Below are 17,035 nucleotides of genomic sequence, written 5' to 3' on the forward strand. Positions count from 1 at the left end.
TAAAACTATTTAGCGATTTTTAGCGCGAAATTCATCCACTAATTTTTTCCAGATGATATTATTCGGTTCGCGTTTACTCAATTCTTTTAACGCATCTTCATAAACATCTGTGGCGATATAATTTTTTATATCATATGAGGAATTGGGATCGATTTCTCCTAAAGATTTTAAGGTTTGATGAAAAGCAACAACGGCGTTTTTATTGGGATCTAATGAAACTGTCATCACATTTTCGTAATCAGCAAGACCATACATGCTTGCTTCCACATAATCAGGTTTTTGCCCTGAATATTCAGCCAGTATTTCGATGGTGCTCTGCTTTTCATTTAAATAGTATTGATAACCACGCAATAAGGCAATTTCAAATTTGACCAGAGCATCATGCTTATTATTATAAGCATTGCGAGAGCAAAACTGGCGGCAGCAAGGATAATCAGGCACAAACTGCCTGACGGTTCCCGCCACAATCAAGCCGGATTTTTTGCCAATATAGCCCATTGCATTATTGCAAATATAGAAATCATACTCGCCCTTCCTTACGCCTTCCATACCGACAGTCTCTTTATCAACATAAACGAACTTTACGTCAGTACCAAGCTTAAGACCGCATTGAGTTAAGTAATCCTTTAAAACCATCTGCCCTGTTTCGGCACGCGATACGGCAATAATACGGCCTTTAAAATCTTCGGCAGTTTTCAAAACTCCCTTAAAGTTCTGTGATGCAAGAATTTCACTGCCTTCGGATATTGTACCACCAAAAATAACCATATCCGCACCCTTAGACACAAAGGTACAGGGAGCAACAACGCCAAAAGGAAAGATATCCATATCGCCTGTAGAAACGGCGGTCGTGGCATCATTTTGATTACCAACCTTCTCCAGTTGAACATTGACTCCCTCTTCTTTAAAATAACCCTTTTTGTCGGCAATAATAATGCCAACCGGTTTCATCAAGGTACCTGACATCCCCACTTTCAGTGTTGTGACTTCTCCTGTTTTTGCTGTACTGTTATCCACATTTGTGCTCTTTGATCCCATGCTGCAAGCAGTTAATGACAGCATAAGAGCAACAAGCATTACACTGCCAAACTTCAAAAGTATTTTCATTTAGAATTCTCCCTTTATAAATAAGGCTTACTTCCACACGGATAACGGTTCCTTATAAGTAACTATGCTATTCATTCTTGTTGCAGAATTTGTAACCATACTTCTCAAACCACGCCTTAGCCTGCATAGCGGTAAAATGCTTCCATTCGCTGTCGGGAACATATTCGGTATCGCGGGGATTTGCACCAATTTCAATACAGAGGCTATTACACCCCCATGCCACTGCCTGTTCGCAGGGAGGGTGGACGCTAACATCACCTGTACCACTGGCTAAGCGTATAACTGCAGTAATCTGAGCAAGTCTTCGCTCGGAAATTTGCGGCAAATCAGCGAGGGGCGTTCCTTTTACCGGTACCCGCGCCATGCTACCTATTCGCGTTGCACCATATTCGCAGCCAAGCAAAAACCGGTCCGCAATTTCTTCATTGCTATGTTCTATTCCCAATGGCTCAACACAAAAATTTAGTTTTAAAGGAGAATCCTTTACTGCTTGCATTGTTGCCAGACGGTCAGCTATAGCAAATTTGGTGTTTTTACCCTCACCCAGCCTTAAGGTATGGTAAATGCAATCTACACCGAACTCAGCTAAGCGATTGGCTGTTTCCAAATCAAACTCGCCGATATTAAGCACAAGTTCATACTTTCCCGGTATGTTTTTTTTGACTTTTTTCGCCAAAACACCCAGGATTTCCGGACTATAAAATTCGGTAGTCCGGAGGGTTATCCGACTCGCCCCTACTTCCACGAATTGCTTTACTTTATCAATTATCTCATCATCGGTGTATTTAACTTCCTTCTGAACAATACCCCATTTTTCGCCAAGTGAACAAAATTCACAATTCATGCTGCAAGGGGTAAAGTCGACTCCAATTGAGCCCGATATATAAGCCTTGTCTCCGATAATAATTGATGATACCTCGCGAGCTGCTTTCCCCAAAGCCTCACATTCCGGTGAGTCGGGTGAAATAGATAGTAACTGTATAATACTCTCTCTATCAAGATTTTTACCTGACATCGCATTCTCTTTTGCGTACGCTATCAGTTCCAAATTAGTCATATAATTGGTCCTCCATAATAAAAGATTATTTACATATGTAATTAAACTGGAATGTTACCGTACTGCCATGTGCTTCAGACCCTATTGCCACTATCATTATATAGCAGCATATCTATAATTGCAACTACAAATAAACTTGCAATTATAGATATTTTACTCACAAACTATAATTTTGTTGTTTTGCGGTGCCGCCCAGCGTCTAGCAACGAAGGATTGAGCCTTTTTGACTCCTGCCGCAGCTTGTGGTTGGCAGCAACAACTTTGGTCATCCCTATTCCAGCTTTTAAATTCAATTTTCGCTGATCCTATTATTTTGAAATTGAGTATGATTTTTACTAAAAGCGCAAAAACCACAATTACCTGGACAGGGGGAACCACTTCCACTCCGATCTGCCCCACAATGACAGCTGAATTATCATTGCGGCTCCAAATAATATAAATTCGCCGGCCTTTTCTTTGCATTATTTTACAATTTTCATTATAAGACTAGCACATTTAGTAGAATAGGTCAATTAATACTTGGCATGCGCTATGCAAAGAATTTTGGACACTCTAAAGCTTGATATAAAATATAAATTTTACCACAACAGCTACAAATAACTTTGCCAGCAAAAGGGATCATATCCTCGTCTTGTCTGAGCTATGTAAACATACAAAAAAACGATATGTTGCCTCTCTCAAGCCGAGTTGTTTGAGGAAACATATCATTTTTTCTAAACACATATTGTGGAGTGGCCACTATGTTCATACACTACTTTCGTGGTTTCTTCTCTTTGCAGGAGAACTACTAGCTCATCTAGCAAATCATTGCCAGCCATGTAGATTACTATAATATGGGTGTCCAATACTACACCAACTTTAACCCTCGCGGGCAAAAGCTAACTCTTCCAGGCCATTCATGGCTACCAAGAGACTGCCGCTGCCAAGCTCAATAGAAGTTCGTCTCAGCCCTCAATAAATTGGCTTAATACTTTATTGAACTTATCCTTCTCATCATAGAATAATCCATGACCGCTATATCTAAAAGGTATAAGGTGTGAGTTTTCTATCTCTTGATTTTGGGCTTCTCCCAGGTCGAAATGAACAACTTTATCATGAATTCCGTGAAGTATTAAGGTAGGCACACATATTTCTCTCATATCTGAAAATAAAGTTTCATCAAGCCAAGTTTTAGCAATTGCCGCTGTTGACCACCCTGCGGCCTCTAGTCCTAATTGTAAAAACCAGTTGGAAAATGACTGGGTAACATACTGAAAGAAAAACATATCTCCAAAACCCTGTAGCATTTTTGGACGGTCATTATAAGTATCTTGAATAATTTTAATGACATCTCCTCGTTTTAGGCCATAAGGAAAGTTTGGGCGTTCAATAAGACTCGGTGCGGCTGCGGCGAAAAGGGCAAGCTTTGAAACACCATATCCTTGATGACGTGCCATATAACGAATCGCTATCGCCCCCCCAGTGGAGTGACCAGAAAGCGTAATATCTTGCAATCCAAGCGCCTCAATAACACACCTAATATCGTCTGCTAATCTATCATAAGAATACCCTGTTAAAGGCTTATCTGATTTTCCAAAGCCCCGCGTATCCACACCGATACAACGGTAACCTTTACAGGAAAATTCATTAAATTGGTATTCAAACATCTTATGATTCGCAGGCCAACCGTGGATAAACAGTATAGTCTGATGTCCCTCTGGGTATAAATCTTCAACATAAATTTTTATGTTTTCCTCTACCGAAATATAATATCCCATTTATATTCCCCTCCAAATATCAAGTTCTAATACATTTTATTCTTTTTTACATATTGTGCTATCTAAAGCATGCGAAAAGGATTTCATTTAGCCCGCTTCTGCTTTTTTAGTTCTTTGCCACAGCCATACAAATAAACTGCATGATATAAAAAAATGATTAGAACCTCTCTTTAAGAGGCTTTACTTTTAATACATAGCAGGACTTAGCGTTTTACTTCTACCTTGGCAAGTTTCTCATAATATCTTACCAAACTGCTGTGATCATCTTGGTCCAAACCATCAACTTTAAGCGACTGCATCATTTCCATAACTGCAGAAGTCAATGGTAATGGCACACCGACTTCGTGAGAGGTCTCCAATACGTTATTCAGATCTTTAATATGCAGATTGATTCTAAAGCCTGGTATAAAATTGCGATCCATCATCATCGGAGCTTTAGCATCCAATACGGTGCTACCTGCCAAACCTCCTCTGATGGCCTGATAAACCAGTTCAGGTTCCACACCTGCTTTACTAGCCAATACCAGAGCTTCAGAAACTGCTGCAATGTTAAGAGCTACAATAATTTGGTTGGCTAATTTAGTGATATTGCCTGCACCGGCATCACCGGTACGAACGACCGAGCCAGCCATAGCCTTCAATACAGGATAGCATGTATTGAAAACTTCTTGTTTCCCGCCAACCATAACCGAAATGGTACCGTCAATAGCTTTTGGTTCGCCGCCGCTCACCGGTGCATCCAGCATTTCTACCCCTTTTTCTCCCAGCTTTTGCGCCAATTCCCGGCTGACCAAAGGAGCAATAGAACTCATATCTACCACAATTGCGCCTTTTTTAGCGCCTTCAATTATACCATTCTCGCCTAAAACAACTTCTTTTACATGCGGAGAATTAGGCAGCATGGTAATAATGATATCTGCTTGCTGTGCAACTTCTTTAGGAGTTGTAGCTGCTTTAGCGCCTGCTGTTACAGCTTCAGCCACTGCTTTTTGGTTTCTATCCATAACCACCAACTCGTAGCCAGCCTTAAGTAAATTTTCGCTCATCGGCTTACCCATAATTCCTAGTCCAATAAAACCAATTTTCATGCTCAATCTCCCCTATCTCAATTTGTAATAGTAGCTTCCCCTAAATTGGAATCGGAATCGCTTTCGACAAGAGTGGAAATATTTATATCGTTCAGAATTGTATCAAGCACTAAAAAAACATGGCCACATAATGATAGTGGCCATGTTTTAATTTTAGGACTGTAATGTACCATCAAAATAGATAAACTACTCTCCCTTTCTAGTTATATGGTAGTTTTCCAAAGACCGTGGAGGTTGCAATAAGCATAAATTTCTACGTTCTCTTTATCGCAGAAAACTGCTTCAGGCTTATCTGACGGAGAAAGAGAAATACGCTGAGTATTTGTACCATCAGTAACGGCAATCCATTCGATATAATGTGCTTCAGTCATCGGATGCTCAACACTACCCACTTTAACATACAATTTCCCATCCCTGCGTTCAGCTACAGGAACATGTTTTTCGACAGCGGCATCAGTGGTATTAGCCTCCAATTTTTCCATTGGTTTACCACAGCAGACTAGCTGTCCTCCCCCTTTTTTAATCAGCTCGACAATATTTCCACAAACATTGCAGCGAAAAAAAATAATGTCTTCTTTCATTTTTTCAACCTCACTTTCTTTTTTTCATTTACTAGTTTTTACTACTAGCTTCTTCATATATTTGCCACTTACTATAATAATCCTGCAAACACTCTGTGGTTTTAGTTTTATTTCGACATAATTAATATGTATTTGTTCAGCCCCTCTTTGTGACGGCTGTCATTTGAGCCGAAATACCCTTAAATATCAGTCGTGGCAGTCAATAGTATGCTACTGTTTTCCTTCACCCATGTCAACAAACAGTCTGGTAATATCGGTTTTAGTCAACCGTCCTACCACTTCATAGGTCTTATTTCCGGGCACACTGTCCACACCAACTACCGGGAGGCTGTCTACTTCGTTTTCAATAAGTTTTTTAGCGGCTTTAAACGCCGATTCTTCCGGAGTAGTTACAATAATCTTAGGTAAAGGCGTCATTAAAATTTTTATTGGCATTTCTTTCATATCATTGCTACCAATGGCTACTTTTAAGGCATCTTTTCGTGAAACAATGCCAGCTAGAATACTCCCTGACTCAACCACAAACACTGTCCCCACATCATTCATGAACATAGTAACCACAGTATCATAGGCACTGGCATTAGTAGTAACTACAACGGGAACAGACTGAATGTCTCTGACCTTTATCTGGCTAATTTGCTCGGTTAACAATGTCTTAATGTTTTTTCCAGTGTAATAGTAGCCTACTTTGGGGCGAGCTTCAATTAGGCCGGACATTACCAAAATGGCTAGATCCGACCGCAATGCTTCTCTGGTAACGAACAAGCGCGCGGCTATCTGTTTACCGGTTATTGGACCTGTGGTTCTTACTATTTCGGCAATCTTTTTCTGACGCAGCGTTGTTAAAGCGATCACCTCCCCCTCTCTAAATACGGTAAGATCCTGCTAGCCATGGTTACCAACTATAGTCTTCTTGATCAACCAACCCTCGGCCTGTCAACTTATCCAGCATTATTCGCTGTTCTACCTGGGCCACATGTTTTTTGGTTGATTTAACTGCATCGGGATTAACCGAAATAGAGTCAATCCCGCTTTTAACCAGAAACTCAGTAAAGTCCAAATACACGCTAGGAGCCTGACCGCAAATTGACACGGTCTTACCGTCCCGATGAGCCACTTCAATAAGCCGTCTGACAGCTCGCTTAACCGCCAGATCTCGCTCACTGAAAAGATGAGATACGGTCTCATTATCCCTGTCACAGCCGAGGATGAGCATTGTCAAATCATTAGATCCGATAGAGTAACCATCAACAAATTTATTGAAGCAATCAGCTAAAATTATATTGGATGGAATTTCGGCCATTAGCCATACTTTGAAATCCGGTCCGCGCCACAGTCCTTCATTAGTCATCAGCTGTGTTACCTTTTCCATCTCAGCTACCGTTCGACAGAAAGGTATCATGACGTTAAGGTTCTTGAACCCGTAATCTTCCCTGACTTTACGTACAGCTTTAAGTTCCAATTTAAATGCCCCAATATATTTAGGATCGTAATAACGGGAAGCACCACGCCAGCCTAATAGCGCACTTGGTTCATAAGGCTCGTATTTATCTCCGCCTTTTAAATCGCGATATTCACTTGATTTAAAATCGCTGAATCGAAGTACTACCGGCCGTGGAGCCAACGCCTGACATACCTTTCGTATGCCTTCAGCCAAACCATCTACGACCCGTTCTGGACGGCCTGTTTCCATTAAATAAAGTGGATGTTCATGGATATATGTTGTCCAGATAAACTCTTCCCGCATTAGCCCAATACCATCACATGGTAAAGAGCCATATTTATCAGCTAAATCCGGATCTCCCAGATTCATATATATTTTGGTTCCGGTTACAGGGATAATCTCGGCCACGGTCAGGCTTTCCGCCGGTTTCTCCGCAGCAGCTACCAAATCCTCAATAGTACCTTGGTACACCACGCCATTGCTTGCATCTACCGTTATTGTCATCCCGTCTTTGATAGCTTCAGTGGCTCCAATACCACGGCTTTTTGTTCCTACAATGCAGGGAATGCCCAATTCTCTACTAACAATAGAGGCATGACAGGTCATCCCGCCTAAGTTGGTAATAATAGCTTTGGCTTTTTTCATGGCAGGAACCCAGTCAGGCGCTGTCATTTCTGTAATTAAAATTTCACCATCTTTAAACATATCAATAAGTTCCGGATTATTAACAACTCGTGCTACACCACTGGCTTTGCCAGGACTTGCCGGCAACCCCTGCACAATTATTTTGCGACCAGAGATGATTGGCGTCGAACCGTTGACCATTATTGGGTTATCTTTGTTGCTGCGTGACCAGACAGTCTCCGGCCGGGCCTGCAGTATCCACATTTTTTGGTTCCGTTCGTCAATACCCCATTCAATATCCATATATGATCCGTAATGTTTTTCAATGTCTAAAGCATACTGGGCCAGTTTTTTAATCTCATCGTCACTTAACACCTGGGCGTTTACCAAATTCCTTGGTACTGGCTGCTCCTCACACCCGCCGGTAGCCTTTCGTACCAACATGACAGCCTTTTCGTTAATATTACGGTTTTTAATCTCAAGACAGTTTTTACGTACCCAAAAGCTATCAGGAGTAACAATTCCCTGGACAATGTATTCACCTAAACCCCAGGCTCCTTCAATAAGGATGTTGTTATCATCGCCTGTAGCTACATCCACAGTGAACATTACACCTGCAGCCTTGGAAAATACCATCATTTGCACAACAGCGCTTAACGCTACTTCCAATTGGCCGAAATTCTTCGTCGCCCGGTAGTATACGGCCCGATCGGTAAAGGTAGACGCATAACATTCTTTGATTTTAGCAATCACTTCTTCGACACCGCGGACATTAAGATACGTATCCTGTTGACCGGCAAAGCTAGCATCAGGCAAATCTTCAGCGGTAGCACTTGAACGTACGGCCACAAACGGATCGTTCTCGCCAACTTTGGTAGCCAATTGCTGATAGGCCATACTAATTGCCGTTGCCAATTTTGTCGGCATAGAAGCCGCCATGATTTCTTTGCGAATTTCAGCACTAATATTTCTAAGTTTTTTGCTATCCTCTACGTCATCAAGTTTTTCTAGAAAAACAGCTATTTTTTCTTTTAATTTACTTTGCTCCATAAAATAGTTATAAGCTTCGGCAGTAGTGGCAAATCCATATGGCACCGGTACACCAGTGCTGGAAGTCAACTCTCCTAATGATGCTGCCTTACCACCTACAATCCCCACATCACCTTTATTAATCTCATTAAACCACAAGACTAATTTAGCTTCTTTATTCATTTTTATTGCCTCCCTCTCCACCATATTAATATTTGTTATATACTAATACGCTTATAATCAATATATAGTATATACTATATATTAATTATACTATATAAATTCTATGTTTCCTGCAAAATTAACGATATGATAAATAATATTTTCATTTTTTACCAATTAACTTGAACTGTGTAACCTGTCCACTCTATACTCTAGCATTCACTTTTATTCAATTACTAAGTTAAAGAGCCGAGTTTCCATGCTAATGAAAACCGGCTCTTTATTTTGTATGATTGACTATTATTTTCATATGCTATAGGAACAGTTACAGGACTTATTTCTCCAACTTGGGGGCGGTCAATATAAGCGTCAAATATTAATGATATAATTGATAGTCTCAATTATATCATTGTTTCTTTTTGGTACCAGAACAAAAAAAACACCAGCTAAGCCAAATATGTCATAGCTGATGCATCTAACCTAATGTTATTACTGTTTCAATCCACGCCCCTGTGATGAGGGCGATATAGATTTTTTGTTATCTTTCTGCAATTTTTATTGGTACAAATATAGTTTTACCGTCCCTATAAATTAATACAACCACTTCGTCCCCAATCTTTGCATTCGATACTTCTTTCTTTAATCTATCGGGATCACTCATTTTTTTCTTATTATATTCAAGAACAATATCTCCCCGTTTAAGACCTGCCTTTTGGGCAGGAGAGCTTTCTGCAACTGCACTTATTAATACTCCTTCAGGCTCTTGTAACCCAAAGTAATTAGCAAGTTCCTTAGTAATGGGTTGCATGTAAATCCCCAACCATGGTCTGATAACTTTTCCTTCATTAATAAGTTGGTCTACTACTTGGGTAACAGTTGAACTAGGAATTGCAAATCCTATTCCTTGAGCTTGCGCGTTAATTGCCGTATTAATACCAATTACTTTTCCTTGAAGATTTATTAAAGGACCACCACTATTGCCCGGGTTAATTGAGGCATCAGTTTGTAAAAGATCTGTAAACTGATTTTCATTAATAGTAAGTGGTCTACCTTTTGCGCTTATAACACCAACTGTAACAGTATGGTCAAGTCCATATGGGTTACCAATTGCTATAACCCAGCTGCCTACTTCCAGTTTGTTGGAATCCCCAAATTCCAGAGATGGAAGATCATCACCGGCGTCAATCTTTACTATCGCCAAATCCAATTGTTCATCTGAACCAATTAATTTAGCAGCATAGGGTTCTTTTCTATTGGTTAAATAGGCATGTATTTTTGCAGCGCCGGCAACCACATGATTATTAGTTACGATATAACCATCTTTAGAAATAATAAAACCTGAACCCAATGCTTTTGTTAGTCCCGGTTTTCTTTTATACTGTTCTCCAAAGAAATCTCTAAAAAAGGGATTATTTAGAAACGGATCACCATTGTTTTGAATTTGTGTCTCAGTCTCAATTTTTACTACAGCTGGTCCTGCTTGTTTTACGATAGTTTGGATTGTGTCAGGCCCTAGAAATACATTTGGTGAGGCTGCTTCCAGATTTTGAGCTGCCTCAACAGATGAAACTCTGCCGCCAAGAATCAAACCAACAGTAAAAAAAACAGTTACGCTAATAAGAAGAGCAACGCTTAACAGTGATTTTTTATTGTGCTTCATAATGTTCTACCCCCTTTAAAATCCTTTCATTGAGTTGTTATAATCATCAATTGATGAAATACATCACTCTATATTACATTTTTCACCAGAAGGTAAAATTCCTGCAAAAAGTTTTTTCAAAACTCTACATTTCCTTAATTCTAAAGATTATTTATTCTCTAAATTACATATGTCCTTCATGATTTGGTTACTTAACTTTGTATCATCAACAACTAAAATACGTTGCCTTTCATACTCCAAAGTTATCATCACTTCACGAAGGTAATCGATATAATCCCGTTGACGTAAGCATATCCAGTACTGAACCTGTGGCTCCTCTCATTGATATGTTAACACCTTTACGTCTTCCTTCAAAGACTATTGCGGCAATAACTCCAACACCGGCAGCATCCATATAAAGAGTGTCTTTAAAATCAAGACAGATAGCTGTAGATTCACCTTTAAAGAAGCTGTAGACTTTGTCGCGAACGCAATCAGCATTAACGGCAAGACATTCAAGACCAATAGCAACCACAAAATAATTATAATTCTCTTTCACCAGTCCACCCCCGAAGAATACGTACAAAATATCAATGTAAAATGTATAATAATATCCAATAACGTACGATAAGACTTGGCTTGTGCCAAGTCCTTTAAGACGCTGGCAAAAGCCTTAGTCGTTCTATCCAGGAGAAGTAAACCTTTCCTTCTGGATAATAAAAAATTGCAAGTTTCAGCTACCTTTCATGCTGCAACCTGGCAATCTTAGACTAGAATCTTTAGACCCATGGCTTTGCGTCCCACCTTTTCAGGAGGTTTGCAGGAGGTTTGCCGATATTATTTTTTGTTTTATTCTGCATAACGCTTCAGAATCCTGCTTAGAACAAAAAAACATGCGTAATCTTCTTTAATAGCAGCTTCTGCTTTATCTTAGTACGCGAGTCAAGACTCCCGCCTCTACAGGCGGCATTAATTCAGGTGGAGTAGACTCTCCACCTGAATCCCCAATGTTTCAGCTATGCTGAAAAACGAGTTCACTATACAGATTGTTACTGCTGAGCTTCTAACTTTATCGCGTGACTAACCTATTCCGATCCTTGAAGGCTTCCTATTCAAATTTGATATTAATTTCAACAATCTCTGGCTGGTTACCAAGTCTTATTGGTGGGCCCCACGTACCATAGCCGCACGATACAATAAGTTGATACGCATCTTTTTTCAGATAGCCCCAGTCTTGTTCATATATTCGTTTGGTGATCAGATTATTGGGGAAGAACTGACCATTGTGTGTATGTCCGGATACTTGAAGATCCACACCTTGTTGAGCTGCTTCATTAATGCGTGATGGTTGATGATCCATTACTATTATTGTTTTCTTCTTATCAATATCTTTCATTATATCTGCAAGTGTCCCTGTTCCTTTGGCAGCATATCGGACAGCAGAAAGATCATCACGACCTACTATATAAATTGCATCACCAATCATGGTCCATTGATCTTGAAGGACAGTAATACCGTTATTTTTTAACAGTGAAACTGCTAAGGCCGGTTGTCCGCTAATATATTCATGGTTGCCAAGAACTGCATATGATCCAAAATGGGTTTTTACATTTCGAAGTGGTTCTGCGATCTTGTTGTTTACAACATATGTTGCGTTATCATCAATTTGATCGCCGGCATATAAGACTATATCCGGATTCAGTTCATTTAAGGATTTTGCTAATCGTTCTACTCGGTCAATTCCAATGACTCGTCCCATATGAATGTCTGACACCAAAACAATCTTTAGATTATCGATTCCTTCGGCCTGTTTATTTATCGACATATCATAGCGGGTTATTACCGGGTTTAGCGCATTCCAAGCACCGTAAACTAACATTCCCAGGAGGATAAATAAAACTATATAACCCTGGTTGGTCATGTCTTTAGCTATAGCCGGTAAGAAATTCAATCGTTTATCAGCGACTTTTGTAATATCTACAATAAACCACAACAGCACTGACCAATAGGTTATGGCTAACCACCAATCACCGATGATAAGTAAGCTTTCTGCCTTAGCTATACCCGCCCGTGCCAGTATACGTGAGAGAATAGGAGCGGATGCTACTAATATAAATATAGCCCAATAAAATATTGACGGAACGCTTACCAAGGTTTTTAACCAGTAAAAAAAACGATTGCCAATATATACGTTAGCCAGTCCATAAACGATTGAGAAGGTTAGAAGAAATCCCATATTAGCCCCCTGAAAAAACAATCATTTTTTATATTACAACGTAAATAAAAATCTATAAAATAGTAACAACCTAATGCAAGCATCCCCATAAATCTTTAAAACTCCTGCCATATTTTTTATAACTATGACGGGAGTTTCTTTCGGTTTATTTGAGTAAATATTGTTTAGCCCTGTTGCTGGCACTTATATTGCAGGACTTGTAACTTTCTTTACTTTGAACCCAACCCTCATAATTGATATTAGCACATGAAGTTAACTCCATGTCAAGTTTTTTTTGAGGAGTGCAATATTATCATCCAGGGGCTATTTGTCCAATCTCTGCCGATGAAGATTCCTGCCAGCGCAAGAGTAAGGAAACATGGCGTAATGCCAATATAGTTAATGAAGAGGTTATGGTTGTAACCACCGATTAAAACAGGACCTAACGCCAGAAATGATTTTCCATTCAGGGACGGCCCCAACATCAACACGGCTAACCAAAGCAGTATTGTGCCCGCATAAAGGTGCGGAGTGTAAGGAAGCAGCTTTCAAATAGGTTTGTACCATACGATTTTGTTCTAACGACATACAATCGCCTCCCCGAGAATCTGTTCCACCGCCGAGCGGAATACAACCCACTCCCGCCTTTTTTCTTCAAGCTGCGACCGGCCCCGCTCGGTCAATCGGTAGTATTTCCTTTGCCGATTCCCCTTGGCGTCCGACCAATAGGCTTCAAGCATCCCGTCCAGTTCTAGCGAATGCAATATAGGATAAAGCGTTCCTTCCTTGAAGTGAAACACCCCACCTGAAGTATTCTCCATCTCTTTGATCATTTCGTAGCCGTACATCGGTTTTCGTTCCAGCAATTTCAGAATAAGGATAACCGTACTTCCCTTAAGCAGTTCCTTATTGACCCGCACTCTTGAATCCCCCTCATTTAAACATCGTTATTCAATGCATAGTATATCTATGTATTATAGTAATACACTTCCCAATTTTTTGCAATAGATTGTTCATTTAACAAGACTCAACTCTGTGCAATCTCTCTTAGAGAAAGGAATTTTTGGTCTAGGCCTTAAGGGCAATGTCTATTCCGAGACAATCTGTAAGCTTTGGGCGACTGCAGCATCCGCGGGAGCAAGATCGTACTGGTTCAATTCATGAATATCTACCCAGGCAAACATGTCGTGATCAGTCAAGACTGCATCTCCTTCAACCCACTCAGCCCAATAAAATAGCAAGTTTATCGGACCCCGTGAGTGCTGGTGCCGGACAGACATGAAATGTTCTCGCGCACATACACGCATACTTAATTCCTCAAATATCTCCCTCTCAAGACCTTGTTGGGGAGTTTCATTTTTTTCGATTTTACCGCCTGGAAACTCCCACTTACCATTTAGCTCTGGTGGAAACGTTCGTCTTGTAATTAGAAGTTTGTTATTTTTTTTTATTAAACCGGCTACTACTTCTTTCATAAATGTAATCTCCTATATTATATTTTTATCTTAGTACGCGAGTCAAGACTCCCGCCTCTACAGGCGGCGTTAATTCAGGTGGAGTAGACTCTCCACCTGAATCCCCAATGTTTTAACTATGCTGAAACGAGTTCATTGTAACTGTATAGCTGTTCAACAGTTCTTATATTCATATCAACTCTCTAGCTTGTGTAATGCCTTAATATCTTTTATCAGCATTTCAACGTTTTCTTTCTTCGTAGCCCAACTGGTACAAAATCTCACAGCACTGTGTTCAGTATCGACTTTTTCCCAGAAAGAATAAGAATACTTTTCGCTTAATTTGATTAACACCTCATTCGGTAAAATTGGAAACTGCTGATTTGTCGTAGAATCATATCGGAAAGAAAATCCTTCTTCAGCAAATACCTCTCGAATCATCAGCGCCATATCGACGGCATGCTGAGAAATTTCATAGTATAAACCATCTTCGAATAAGGTTTCAAACTGAATCCCCAATAATCTCCCCTTAGCCAGCATTCCTCCATTTTGCTTGATAATATACCGGAAATCTCTTTTCAAAGCATTATTTATAATTACTACGGCTTCCCCCATCAATGCTCCGATTTTCGTTCCCCCTATATAAAATATATCACATAGCCTTGCAATATCTGGCAAAGATAGATCACTATCTTTAGCAGCCAGACCATATCCTAATCTAGCACCATCCATAACAAGTGGCAATCCACATTCCCGGCAAACTTTACTTAGTGCTTCCAACTCGGATTTACTATAAATGGTTCCATTCTCGGTAGGGTGAGATATATAAACCAATCCGGGCTGCACCAAATGCTCGTGAGTTATATCATTCCAGTGAGCATCATATAGCTTTTTTACATGTTTTGCCTGTATCTTTCCATCATCACTCGGCAAAGTAAGCACCTTATGACCAGTAGCTTCAATCGCTCCCGTCTCATGGATTGCGATATGTCCAGTAATTGCAGCAACTGCTCCTTGATGCGGGCGCAGAATCGAAGAGATGATAGTGGTATTCGCCTGTGTTCCTCCAACTAAAAAGTGTATATCTGCATCCTCTACATGACAGGCTTTTCTAATATAAGCCCTGGCTCTTTCACAGTGTTCGTCCATTCCGTAGCCTGTTGTCTGCTCTTCATTAGTTTCCATTAATCGTATCATTATTCGCTCATGAGCACCTTCTGTATAATCACTCTCAAATCGTATCATCTTTAATCTTCTCCAATTTTTCTAATTTCTTCAGAATTAATAACTTTGTTCCGGTGGGGTAGACTCCCCACCGGAACCCGCCGATGTTCACTGTACAAATCACGGACTATTTTATAATACCCCTACCTTTTTTTGGGGTGAAGCATACTATTCCTGTATTCCCGGTATTTTAGGAAGCTTGTCAAAGCCCTTCTGAAGCTCTTCATCCGTTGGAATGTGGTCGATCATAGTTCCTTCGTGAAAGGAACTGTATGCCGTCATATCAAAAAATCCTGTTCCGGTTAATCCAAAAAGGATGGTTTTTTCTTCTCCTGTCTCCTTACATTTCAACGCTTCATCAATAGCAGTACGAATGGCATGAGCAGATTCCGGAGCTGGCAGGATGCTTTCGTACTTAGCAAAGAAAGTAGCCGCTTCGAATACCTTTGTCTGCTCTACTGATACTGCTTCCATGTATCCCTCGTGATACAGCTTAGAAAGGATTGGTGCCATTCCGTGGTATCTCAATCCACCCGCATGGATTGGTGATGGAGCGAAGGTGCATCCAAGTGTGTACATTTTGGCCATAGGTGTAATCTTTCCGGTGTCGCAGTAATCATACATATACTTTCCTCTTGTCAGAGATGGACAGGATGCCGGCTCAACTGCGATTAAGCGCGGATTCGCCTTACCTGTAATCTTATCCCTCATAAACGGTGCAATTAGTCCACCAAGATTGGAACCGCCGCCAGCGCAACCGATTACGACGTCTGGATATTCTCCAAGCATTTCCATAGCTTTTTCACTTTCCAAGCCGACGATTGACTGGTGGAGAAGTACCTGATTAAGTACGGAACCTAACACATATTTATATCCCTCTGTAGTAACAGCCTTTTCTACTGCTTCAGAAATTGCACATCCAAGGCTTCCGGAAGTGTTCGGATTCGTTGCCAATATCTTTCTTCCAGCTTCTGTAGTGTTGCTGGGGCTGGCGATTACAGTTGCACCAAAGGTTTCCATAATTGATTTACGAAAAGGCTTCTGTTCATAGGATGCCTTTACCATATATACAGTAAGTGGAATTCCGAAATAGCAACAAGATTCTGCAAGAGCGGTTCCCCACTGACCTGCTCCTGTTTCTGTTGTAAGTCCCGTTAATCCCTGCTCCTTTGCATAATAAGCCTGCGCAATAGCAGAGTTGAGTTTGTGGCTTCCAGATGTATTATTTCCTTCAAATTTGTAGTAAATCTTCGCTGGAGTTTCCAGAGCCCTTTCTAGATTGTATGCACGACATAATGGTGAAGGCCGGTAATTCTTGTACATTTCCAAAATTTCTTTAGGTATGTCAATATACCTAGTTGTATCATCGAGTTCCTGATGAGCCAACTTTTCACAGAATACAGGATATAAATCTTCTGGTATTACTGGTTTTCCTGTTGCCGGATTTAGCATGGGATCAGGCTTCTCGCTCATATCTGCGCGCAAATTGTACCATTGTGTTGGCATCTGATCCTCAGTTAAATATAATCTGTGTGGAATTTTCTTTGTCATGATAAACTCTCCCTTCATTCATCTACATTTTGATAAATAAAAAAGACCTTTGTCTCAAATTTCATTGAGGCAAAAGTCTTTACATCTGCGGTACCACTCAAAT

Annotated in this window: 17 protein-coding genes, 1 riboswitch and 1 other annotated feature (1 of these 19 running past the window's edge); of the genes, 2 read left to right on the forward strand and 15 right to left on the reverse strand. The window is 40.3% G+C overall.

Annotated features, from left to right (window positions below):
- Positions 1 to 9: 9 nt before the first annotated feature.
- From SALPA_RS01415 to garR, 5 genes are all read right to left on the reverse strand, one after another.
- A complete protein-coding gene (locus tag SALPA_RS01415; protein ID WP_145088786.1) occupies positions 10 to 1,107 on the reverse strand; it encodes an ABC transporter substrate-binding protein in 1,098 nt (365 codons plus the stop codon).
- Between the two features lie 67 nt (positions 1,108 to 1,174).
- A complete protein-coding gene (locus tag SALPA_RS01420; protein ID WP_145088788.1) occupies positions 1,175 to 2,164 on the reverse strand; it encodes a radical SAM protein in 990 nt (329 codons plus the stop codon).
- Positions 2,165 to 2,317: 153 nt separating this feature from the next.
- Complete coding sequence (locus tag SALPA_RS29405) at positions 2,318 to 2,626, reverse strand: hypothetical protein (RefSeq protein ID WP_222427808.1); 309 nt, start codon at positions 2,624 to 2,626, stop codon at positions 2,318 to 2,320.
- Positions 2,627 to 3,108: 482 nt separating this feature from the next.
- On the reverse strand, positions 3,109 to 3,921 hold the full coding sequence (locus tag SALPA_RS01425) for an alpha/beta fold hydrolase (protein ID WP_145088791.1): 813 nt from the start codon (positions 3,919 to 3,921) through the stop codon (positions 3,109 to 3,111).
- Positions 3,922 to 4,124: 203 nt separating this feature from the next.
- Positions 4,125 to 5,009, reverse strand: coding sequence for a 2-hydroxy-3-oxopropionate reductase (garR, locus tag SALPA_RS01430; RefSeq protein ID WP_145088794.1), 885 nt, complete (start codon positions 5,007 to 5,009; stop codon positions 4,125 to 4,127).
- Between the two features lie 44 nt (positions 5,010 to 5,053).
- On the opposite strand from garR, the gene SALPA_RS32475 reads away from it, so the two are divergent.
- On the forward strand, positions 5,054 to 5,122 hold the full coding sequence (locus tag SALPA_RS32475; RefSeq protein WP_370516697.1) for a hypothetical protein: 69 nt from the start codon (positions 5,054 to 5,056) through the stop codon (positions 5,120 to 5,122).
- Between the two features lie 90 nt (positions 5,123 to 5,212).
- Here the strand turns inward: SALPA_RS32475 and SALPA_RS01435 are convergent, their stop codons facing one another.
- The 6 genes from SALPA_RS01435 to SALPA_RS01460 form a co-directional block, all read right to left on the reverse strand.
- Positions 5,213 to 5,590 (reverse strand): desulfoferrodoxin, encoded by a 378-nt coding sequence (locus SALPA_RS01435; protein WP_145088797.1) that lies wholly within the window; start codon positions 5,588 to 5,590, stop codon positions 5,213 to 5,215.
- A 210-nt stretch (positions 5,591 to 5,800) separates the two neighbouring features.
- Positions 5,801 to 6,445 (reverse strand): helix-turn-helix transcriptional regulator, encoded by a 645-nt coding sequence (locus SALPA_RS01440; RefSeq protein ID WP_255450713.1) that lies wholly within the window; start codon positions 6,443 to 6,445, stop codon positions 5,801 to 5,803.
- Between the two features lie 40 nt (positions 6,446 to 6,485).
- Positions 6,486 to 8,870 (reverse strand): phosphoenolpyruvate synthase, encoded by a 2,385-nt coding sequence (ppsA, locus tag SALPA_RS01445; protein WP_145088800.1) that lies wholly within the window; start codon positions 8,868 to 8,870, stop codon positions 6,486 to 6,488.
- A gap of 517 nt (positions 8,871 to 9,387) precedes the next feature.
- Entirely contained in the window at positions 9,388 to 10,509 is a 1,122-nt protein-coding gene (locus SALPA_RS01450; protein WP_145088803.1) for a S1C family serine protease, read from the reverse strand.
- Between the two features lie 253 nt (positions 10,510 to 10,762).
- On the reverse strand, positions 10,763 to 11,047 hold the full coding sequence (locus tag SALPA_RS01455) for an STAS domain-containing protein (protein WP_186450850.1): 285 nt from the start codon (positions 11,045 to 11,047) through the stop codon (positions 10,763 to 10,765).
- A gap of 188 nt (positions 11,048 to 11,235) precedes the next feature.
- A riboswitch (cyclic di-GMP riboswitch) is annotated at positions 11,236 to 11,320 on the reverse strand.
- A gap of 276 nt (positions 11,321 to 11,596) precedes the next feature.
- Complete coding sequence (locus SALPA_RS01460) at positions 11,597 to 12,724, reverse strand: metallophosphoesterase (protein ID WP_145088809.1); 1,128 nt, start codon at positions 12,722 to 12,724, stop codon at positions 11,597 to 11,599.
- Between the two features lie 281 nt (positions 12,725 to 13,005).
- Between SALPA_RS01460 and SALPA_RS30680 the strand changes: the two genes are divergently transcribed.
- A complete protein-coding gene (locus tag SALPA_RS30680) occupies positions 13,006 to 13,137 on the forward strand; it encodes a hypothetical protein (protein ID WP_255450714.1) in 132 nt (43 codons plus the stop codon).
- A gap of 144 nt (positions 13,138 to 13,281) precedes the next feature.
- Here the strand turns inward: SALPA_RS30680 and SALPA_RS01465 are convergent, their stop codons facing one another.
- The 4 genes from SALPA_RS01465 to SALPA_RS01480 form a co-directional block, all read right to left on the reverse strand.
- Positions 13,282 to 13,623, reverse strand: coding sequence for a PadR family transcriptional regulator (locus SALPA_RS01465; RefSeq protein ID WP_145088813.1), 342 nt, complete (start codon positions 13,621 to 13,623; stop codon positions 13,282 to 13,284).
- Positions 13,624 to 13,791: 168 nt separating this feature from the next.
- Positions 13,792 to 14,178 (reverse strand): (deoxy)nucleoside triphosphate pyrophosphohydrolase, encoded by a 387-nt coding sequence (locus SALPA_RS01470; RefSeq protein ID WP_145088816.1) that lies wholly within the window; start codon positions 14,176 to 14,178, stop codon positions 13,792 to 13,794.
- A gap of 174 nt (positions 14,179 to 14,352) precedes the next feature.
- Complete coding sequence (locus SALPA_RS01475; RefSeq protein ID WP_145088819.1) at positions 14,353 to 15,402, reverse strand: low specificity L-threonine aldolase; 1,050 nt, start codon at positions 15,400 to 15,402, stop codon at positions 14,353 to 14,355.
- A gap of 147 nt (positions 15,403 to 15,549) precedes the next feature.
- Positions 15,550 to 16,932: a TrpB-like pyridoxal phosphate-dependent enzyme gene (locus tag SALPA_RS01480; RefSeq protein ID WP_145088822.1), complete on the reverse strand. Its 1,383-nt coding sequence runs from the start codon at positions 16,930 to 16,932 to the stop codon at positions 15,550 to 15,552.
- A gap of 62 nt (positions 16,933 to 16,994) precedes the next feature.
- Positions 16,995 to 17,035 (reverse strand) — a binding site (T-box leader); it runs 227 nt beyond the window's last position.

It is taken from the genome of Sporomusa sp. KB1 (genome assembly GCF_007830295.1).
Lineage (GTDB): Bacteria > Bacillota > Negativicutes > Sporomusales > Sporomusaceae > Sporomusa.

What these genes read in the sequence shown, in the direction of transcription:
- SALPA_RS01460 (WP_145088809.1), bottom strand. Translation starts at nt 12,724, where the DNA reads ATGGGATTTCTTCTAACCTTCTCAATCGTTTATGGACTGGCTAACGTA.
- SALPA_RS01435 (WP_145088797.1), bottom strand. Translation starts at nt 5,590, where the DNA reads ATGAAAGAAGACATTATTTTTTTTCGCTGCAATGTTTGTGGAAATATT.
- SALPA_RS01450 (WP_145088803.1), bottom strand. Translation starts at nt 10,509, where the DNA reads ATGAAGCACAATAAAAAATCACTGTTAAGCGTTGCTCTTCTTATTAGC.
- SALPA_RS01425 (WP_145088791.1), bottom strand. Translation starts at nt 3,921, where the DNA reads ATGGGATATTATATTTCGGTAGAGGAAAACATAAAAATTTATGTTGAA.
- SALPA_RS01420 (WP_145088788.1), bottom strand. Translation starts at nt 2,164, where the DNA reads ATGACTAATTTGGAACTGATAGCGTACGCAAAAGAGAATGCGATGTCA.
- ppsA (WP_145088800.1), bottom strand. Translation starts at nt 8,870, where the DNA reads ATGAATAAAGAAGCTAAATTAGTCTTGTGGTTTAATGAGATTAATAAA.
- SALPA_RS01475 (WP_145088819.1), bottom strand. Translation starts at nt 15,402, where the DNA reads ATGATACGATTTGAGAGTGATTATACAGAAGGTGCTCATGAGCGAATA.
- SALPA_RS01480 (WP_145088822.1), bottom strand. Translation starts at nt 16,932, where the DNA reads ATGACAAAGAAAATTCCACACAGATTATATTTAACTGAGGATCAGATG.
- SALPA_RS01470 (WP_145088816.1), bottom strand. Translation starts at nt 14,178, where the DNA reads ATGAAAGAAGTAGTAGCCGGTTTAATAAAAAAAAATAACAAACTTCTA.
- garR (WP_145088794.1), bottom strand. Translation starts at nt 5,009, where the DNA reads ATGAAAATTGGTTTTATTGGACTAGGAATTATGGGTAAGCCGATGAGC.
- SALPA_RS29405 (WP_222427808.1), bottom strand. Translation starts at nt 2,626, where the DNA reads ATGCAAAGAAAAGGCCGGCGAATTTATATTATTTGGAGCCGCAATGAT.
- SALPA_RS01415 (WP_145088786.1), bottom strand. Translation starts at nt 1,107, where the DNA reads ATGAAAATACTTTTGAAGTTTGGCAGTGTAATGCTTGTTGCTCTTATG.